The organism is Amniculibacterium aquaticum (assembly GCF_003852705.1).
GTDB lineage: Bacteria > Bacteroidota > Bacteroidia > Flavobacteriales > Weeksellaceae > Amniculibacterium > Amniculibacterium aquaticum.
The window spans coordinates 21,172-28,270 of the sequence record NZ_REFA01000029.1 but is presented as its reverse complement, the minus strand read 5'-3'; the positions used below and the strand labels follow the sequence as shown (position 1 = coordinate 28,270).

Below are 7,099 nucleotides of genomic sequence, written 5' to 3'. Positions count from 1 at the left end.
ATTGAAAGGGTAATAAATATTTTAAACAACAGACCACGAAAAAGATTTGGTTTTAAAACGCCCAATGAAATTTTCGCTCAAAAATTGAATGAAAACTGTGATGTTGCATTTATAACTTGAATCCACCGATTCCTATTGTCCTCAACCAAAAAAGTATGATTGATCAATCCGTTTTCGATAGGAGAGATGCTGATTTCTTTTGGGTTAGAAAAATATTTTTCTAAAATGTTTAGTTGTTCCAAAGCAATTCTGGGTATTGATTTTGGTTGATTTTCTCTCTAAGAAATTCTTGCAAAAGGGGTTTGTCATTGGGATAGGTAACCCCCATCCATTCAGCTGGCGAAGCTTTTACCAAAACTTTCAGATTGTTGTGGTCCATCATATTTTGTACAGCTGTTGGTATGTAAAATTCCTCTTGTCCTTGGTAGTTTTTAATAAAATTATTAAATTGATATTCTAAATTTTCAAAAATTGACGGATGAAAAATCCAAAAGTTCATGGATACCAAACTGTGTTCTTTCAGCGGATAATCCGATCCATTTTCCTGGAAAATAATTTGATTGTTTTTTCTAAGAATATGCGTTTTTTCTTCAATTTTTTTCAAAAAACCATCGTTGCCTATACTACAAACACCTCTGGAAACACCTCCATTTTCACTCAGCGTATTCTGTACCGGATAGGCCAATAGACAGTAAGTATCTTCGTTAATCTGATCTTGATTGATCAAAAGTGCTGCTTTTTGGAAGGTAAATTTTCCGTAAAAATCATCGGCATTCAGTACGATAAAAGGTTCGCTAACCACCTCTTTTGCACAAAGAACGGCATGAGCCGTACCCCAAGGTTTTACACGATTTTCAAGTGAAAAATCCAGGGGTAGTGCTGTCTCTAAAGTCTGATAAACCCAATGGATTTCAATGTTTTTATCTTGAAATATCGAGTTTATTTTGCCCAGAAAAGAAGTTGGTATTTTATCGTTGATGATGAAAACAATTTTGTTAAAACCGGCTTCAATCGCATCATAAATAGAGTATTCCATAAGTGTTGCATCGTTTTCCAGGATGCCATCAATCTGTTTCAACCCTTGATATCGACTTCCGAATCCTCCTGCCAGCAGGACAATGGTTTTTTTAGTACTCATCGCTGAATCCAAAATTTGGTTTTTTAGTTTTCCATTTTCCTCTTGTAAAATCTGGGATTTCTACCACTTTACCATTCTTTTTAATGGATTTTTCACTTAAAGGCGTAATGGAGTACCAAGTTGCCAAATCGTAAACATCCATAGGGAATTCTATATTTCTCTTGATGCATTCTACAAATGTATTGATCAGGAACCAGTCCATACCTCCGTGTCCGGCACCTTCGGCTTGGTTTTCAAATTTTTTCCAAAGCGGATGATCGTATTCTTTCATCCATTTTTCGGTATTGTCCCAACGGTGTGAGTGGTTCATTAATTTTTCGAAATAGATGTGTCCTTGGTTGAATTCGCCCCAACCAAAATCTTCCCAAAGTCCTTTAGTACCTTGTACTTTGAAGCCCAAATTGTACGGTCTTTGTAAGCTGGTATCGTGGGTCAGCAAGATGGTTTCGCCGTTGGCACATGCAATTTGTGTGGTTACGATATCGCCTTGTAAAAATTCGACTTTTGCATTCGGATGATTTTCTCCTCCTTTAGGGTGGTTTACGATATAATCATGAAGTCCTCTGGCTTTTGAAGAAAAAGATGAAAGTCTGAGCAGTCGGTTTCCTCTGTTGATGTCCATCATCATGGCTACTGGGCCCAAACCGTGGGTAGGATAGAGTTCGCCGTTTCTTTTCACATAATGATCGGTTCTCCATTGGGCTTCGCTAAATCCTTTTTCACCAAACTCGACTCCGGAATTGTACGCGGTTTTTCCATCGTTGAAAAGTACTCCTCTCAAGTCGTGTTTGTATCCTCCTTCACCGTGCAGAAGTTCTCCAAACATCCCTTTTCTTACCATGTTTAAGATGGCCATAACATCTCTACGGTAGCATACATTTTCCATGGCAAAAAGTGGTGTTCCTGTTTCTTCATAAACATTCACATAGTCCCAGCATTCCTTCATGTCCAAAGCGCCACCCACTTCCATACCTACGATTTTTTTGGCTTTCATGGCTTCCAAACCTTGTATTTTGTGCCATTCCCAAGGTGTAGAGATAAGAACGGCATCTACGGATTTTAATTGCAAAATATTGCGATAATCGTAATCTCCATTACCAAATTCTTGTGCTTTGGCTTTGTTGTTTTTTGCTAAAATTTTCTGTGCAGAGGCCATCATTATTGGGTTGGGATCGGCAAGTGCGACCACTTCCACATCATTTCTTTTGGCCAAAATATCCAGATTGCTTTGTCCACGCATTCCGACACCGATGAGTGCTATTCTTACTTTTTTGTCAAAATTAAAACTGAATGGACTCCCAAGTACGGTATTGGGAAGGAAAAAAGTCCCCAAACCTGCCAAGGCAGATGCTTTTATAAATTTTCTTCTGGATGTATTCATTTCTCTAGGTTATTTTTAATTTGAAAATTATTTTTTTTAATAACTGCAAAATTAAACTTTTGTTTTATTTTAAACATTTTCTCTATGATTGATTTTGATAATTAAAGTGTGAAATTAATTTTAATTCATCAATATATTTGTGGATTTGCTTGTTATAATTGAAATAGGATGTGTTTCTATTATTTTTATCATTTTCATGATTAAATGTTATTATGTCCAATTTTACATAAAGACTTGACAACCCCTATCTTGAGGTTGTATATTTGCATTTGAAATGTTCATGAAAGCCATGTAATTTCATCAAAAATATTCAATTTTATATAAAAATGAACATTGGTATTTTTAGAATTTTAATTAATAATAATTTTTAGCATATGAAAACTTCAGATTTTAATTTCACATTACCCGATGAGCTTTTGGCGATGCACCCAGCAGAGCACAGAGACGAGTCTAGATTAATGGTTTTGGACCGTAAAACCGAAACTATTGAGCACAGACTTTTCAAAGATGTTATCGAATATTTTGATGAAGGAGATTTGTTTGTTTTCAACAATACCAAAGTTTTCCCTGCACGATTGTACGGAAATAAAGAAAAAACCGGTGCTAAAATCGAGGTTTTTCTGTTGAGAGAATTGGATAAGGAAACCCGCGTTTGGGATGTATTGGTAGATCCGGCAAGAAAAATAAGAATTGGAAATAAACTTTTCTTTACCGAAGACGAATCTTTGGTGGCCGAAGTAATCGATAACACCACATCCAGAGGTAGAACTTTAAGATTTTTATACGACGGATCTTATGAAGAATTCAGAGCAAAATTAAAAGAATTGGGAGAAACTCCACTTCCTAAATACATCGATAGACCGGTAGAACCTGAAGATGCAGAACGATTTCAAACCATTTATGCAAAAGTAGAAGGTGCGGTAGCTGCACCAACTGCAGGTTTGCATTTTTCTAAACACCTGATGAAAAGATTGGAAATTAAAGGAATAGATTTCGCAGAAGTTACCCTTCATGTAGGTCTAGGAACATTCAATCCGATAGAAGTTGAAGACCTTAGCAAACATAAAATGGAATCGGAAGAAGCTTTTATCGATGAATTAAATGCAGAAATCATCAACAAAGCGACTGAAGAACAAAGAAGAATCTGTGCAGTGGGTACAACTACCATGAGAACCTTGGAAACATCGGTATCCTCCAACAGAAAAATTTCGGCTTATCACGGTTGGACCAACAAATTCATCTATCCACCACATGATTTTGGTGTGGCAAACACGATGATTACCAATTTCCATACGCCAAAATCTACTTTGCTGATGATGATAGCCGCCTTTGCAGGTAAAGACTTTTTGATGCACGCTTATGAAGAGGCAATTAAAGAACAATACAAATTCTTCTCTTACGGAGATGCCATGTTGATTTTATAACGGATCAACTAAAATAAATTTGAAACCTCCGAAATGGAGGTTTTTTAATATTAACCTATCTTTGCAAAAAATATTTTCCCCTTGAAAGACATCCGTACACTTTCCTTAGAACAATTAAAAGAGTATTTCCAAACCATTGGCGAAAAACCTTTTCGTGCCAAACAAGTTTACGATTGGTTGTGGAGCAAAAATTTGCATTCTTTTGACGAAATGACCAACCTTTCGAAAAATCTAAGAGAAAATTTGCTTCGTGATTTTGTCATCAATCCCGTTTCTGTAGATTTGATGCAGAAATCAACCGATGGTACCATAAAAAACGGAGTGAAATTGCATGACGGATTGATGGTGGAATCTGTACTGATCCCCACTGAAACAAGAACCACAGCTTGTGTCTCTTCACAAGTGGGGTGCTCCCTCAATTGTGAGTTTTGTGCAACTGCCAAACTGAAAAGAATGAGAAATTTGGAAGTGGCCGAAATCGTGGATCAGGTAGCTCTTATCGACCGTCAAAGTAAAATGTACTTTGACAGACCTCTTTCCAACATCGTTTTTATGGGAATGGGAGAACCGATGATGAACTACAAAAATGTAGTAGAAGCCATCCGAAAAATTACTGAACCCGACGGTTTGGGCATGTCGCCAAGAAGAATTACGGTATCGACTTCCGGAATTCCGAAGATGATGAAAATGCTAGCCGATGAAGATATTAAAGTAAAATTGGCACTCTCTCTGCATACCGCCATCGAGCATAAAAGAAACGAAATTATGCCATTTTCAGCCAAGTTTCCGTTAACAGAAATTATGGAAGCTTTGCAATATTGGTACAAGAAAACAGGCTCGACCATTACTTTTGAATATTGCGTTTGGGGCGGCATCAACGATGGTGACGAAGATATAAAAGCCTTAATAAAATATTGCAGACAAGTTCCGTCAAAAGTCAATTTGATACAATACAACCCGATTGGTGAAGGAAAATTTGATCACCGAAGCATAAAAGCTGAAGAAATGTATGTGCGCGAATTGGAAAAAGCTGGAATTACGGTAATGGTAAGAAGAAGTCGTGGTGGAGATATTGATGCTGCTTGTGGACAATTGGCCAATAAAAACGGTGAAGAAAACAACTAAAAAATTAAAATGATTAAATTCTTTAGCATTTTTTTCTTCCTATTTTGGGGATTTTCTAATGCTCAAGAGATAGAACGATTGCATCTTAAGCCCTACAAAGTTTCTGTACTTTCGGATACAATCCGTGAAAATTCAGGATTGAGTTTTTTTGGCGATCAACTTTTCACCATCAACGACGGTGGCAACAGATCCGAAGTTTTTGAAATCAATCCCAAAGATGGAAAAATACGAAATACCCAGATTATCCCCGTTCGTAATGTGGACTGGGAAGCCTTGGATTTTTCGGATAAAGCCCTGTACATCGGAGATTTCGGAAATAATTTAGGAACGAGAAAAGATTTGAAAATCTTCAAAATACCGTATCAAAATTCTAAATTCCAAACCGATTCCATCAAGACCATTCCTTTTTATTTTGAAGAAAATAAAGAAATCAACCCTAAAAATCTAAATACGGATTTCGATATGGAAGCCATGGTTTTTATCGATGGTAAACTTCATGTTTTCACAAAAGAATGGGTTTCGAAATCGACCAGTCATTACATTATCAATCCCAACGAAAGCATACTACAACCTGCGCAATTTGTAGAAAAAATTGCAACGGGATTTGTGGTTACAGATGCTTCATATTTTAATAAAAAATTATATTTGTTGGGTTATACCAAAAAAACGGAAGCCTACCTAATGGTGTTTGATGAAACAAAACCTGGAATATTTTTCGAAACCAAACCCAGGAAATTTTATCTGGGAAGCACTTTGTTTCTGTCCCAATTGGAAGGAATAGCAGTGAACAAAACAGGAGTTTTCATAGCCGGTGAAGCGTTTCACTCTCCACTTGGAATTAAAAAACCAACTTTTTATTTTATTCCTTCCAAAGATTTACCTTAAAATGTTTAGAAATCTAATTTTTGGAGTAGAATTATTAATAGATTAATCTTATATTTGTCCGAATAATAGGCTAAATATTAGTTCATAATATACTCTAAGTGTCCAAAATCGTAGAAGAAATTAAACGCCCAATTGCAAATGAAATGAAACTTTTTGAAGAAAAGTTTTATCAATCCATGCAAAGCAATGTACCCTTACTGGATAAAGTTACCCGTTTTATCGTCACCACAAAAGGAAAACAAATGCGACCGATGTTTGTATTTCTTACCGCACAATTGGTGGGTACGGTCAACGAGAAAACCTATCGAGGTGCTTCTATGATTGAGTTGATCCATACCGCAACTTTGGTACATGACGATGTGGTGGATGAAAGCTTTAAACGACGAAGTTTTTTCTCCATCAATGCTCTTTGGAAAAATAAAATTGCCGTATTGGTGGGCGATTATCTTTTGTCCAAATCCGTACTTCTTTCTACAGACAACCAAGATTATGACCTGCTTTCTGTGATTGCAAGAACCATTCGTGAGATGAGTGAAGGCGAGCTTTTACAATTAGAAAAAGCCAGAAAACTGGATATTACAGAAGAAGTTTATTACGAAATCATTCGTCAGAAAACAGCAACACTTATTGCGGCATGTTGCGAGATTGGAGTTCTGTCCAACGGTGCCGATAAAGATTTGGCGAAAAAGATGCAAGATTTTGGGACCTACACGGGAATGGCTTTTCAGATCAAAGACGATTTGTTCGATTATCTATCTAAAAATATAATCGGAAAACCCGTTGGGATAGACATCAAAGAACAAAAAATGACACTTCCTTTGATTTATACCCTGAAAAATGCAAGCCCACAAGATTACAAATACTATTTTGAAACCATAAAAAGGTACAACAACAATCCCAAGCGAGTAAAAGAGTTGATAGAATTTGTAAAAAACTCCGGAGGTTTGGATTATGCCATCTCCGTGATGAAGGATTTTCAACAAAAAGCAAAGCAACTTTTGTCCGATTTCCCGGATTCTGAAGCCAAAAAATCCCTCGTGCTTATGTTGGATTATGTGGTCGAAAGAAAATTTTAAATACTTATAAATTTAACATTTCTTTAACATTTTTGGTATGCTTTTTAGTATATCCATTAGGGTTGTTTAT

The 7,099-nt window shown here is 36.4% G+C and carries 6 protein-coding genes and 1 pseudogene; 5 read left to right on the top strand and 2 right to left on the bottom strand.

The window, feature by feature from the left end; translation table 11 throughout:
• Positions 1-120, top strand: a pseudogene (locus EIY84_RS12030) (IS30 family transposase); the annotation flags it as partial.
• A gap of 109 nt (positions 121-229) precedes the next feature.
• On the opposite strand, the gene EIY84_RS10530 reads toward EIY84_RS12030, so the two are convergent.
• Entirely contained in the window at positions 230-1,138 is a 909-nt protein-coding gene (locus tag EIY84_RS10530; RefSeq protein ID WP_124642976.1) for a nucleotidyltransferase family protein, read from the bottom strand.
• Positions 1,128-2,519, bottom strand: a complete 1,392-nt coding sequence (locus EIY84_RS10525) for a Gfo/Idh/MocA family protein (protein WP_124642974.1) — start codon at positions 2,517-2,519, stop codon at positions 1,128-1,130. The genes EIY84_RS10530 and EIY84_RS10525 overlap by 11 nt, the downstream gene beginning before the upstream one ends.
• Positions 2,520-2,893: 374 nt before the next feature.
• Here EIY84_RS10525 and queA point away from each other — a divergent pair, with 374 nt between their 5' ends.
• From queA to EIY84_RS10505, 4 genes are all read left to right on the top strand, one after another.
• On the top strand, positions 2,894-3,943 hold the full coding sequence (queA, locus tag EIY84_RS10520; RefSeq protein WP_124642972.1) for a tRNA preQ1(34) S-adenosylmethionine ribosyltransferase-isomerase QueA: 1,050 nt from the start codon (positions 2,894-2,896) through the stop codon (positions 3,941-3,943).
• 81 nt (positions 3,944-4,024) lie between these two features.
• On the top strand, positions 4,025-5,068 hold the full coding sequence (gene rlmN, locus EIY84_RS10515) for a 23S rRNA (adenine(2503)-C(2))-methyltransferase RlmN (protein WP_124642970.1): 1,044 nt from the start codon (positions 4,025-4,027) through the stop codon (positions 5,066-5,068).
• Between the two features lie 9 nt (positions 5,069-5,077).
• Positions 5,078-5,953, top strand: a complete 876-nt coding sequence (locus EIY84_RS10510) for a hypothetical protein (protein ID WP_124642968.1) — start codon at positions 5,078-5,080, stop codon at positions 5,951-5,953.
• A gap of 98 nt (positions 5,954-6,051) precedes the next feature.
• A complete protein-coding gene (locus EIY84_RS10505) occupies positions 6,052-7,029 on the top strand; it encodes a polyprenyl synthetase family protein (protein ID WP_124642966.1) in 978 nt (325 codons plus the stop codon).
• The last annotated feature ends 70 nt before the right edge of the window (positions 7,030-7,099 follow it).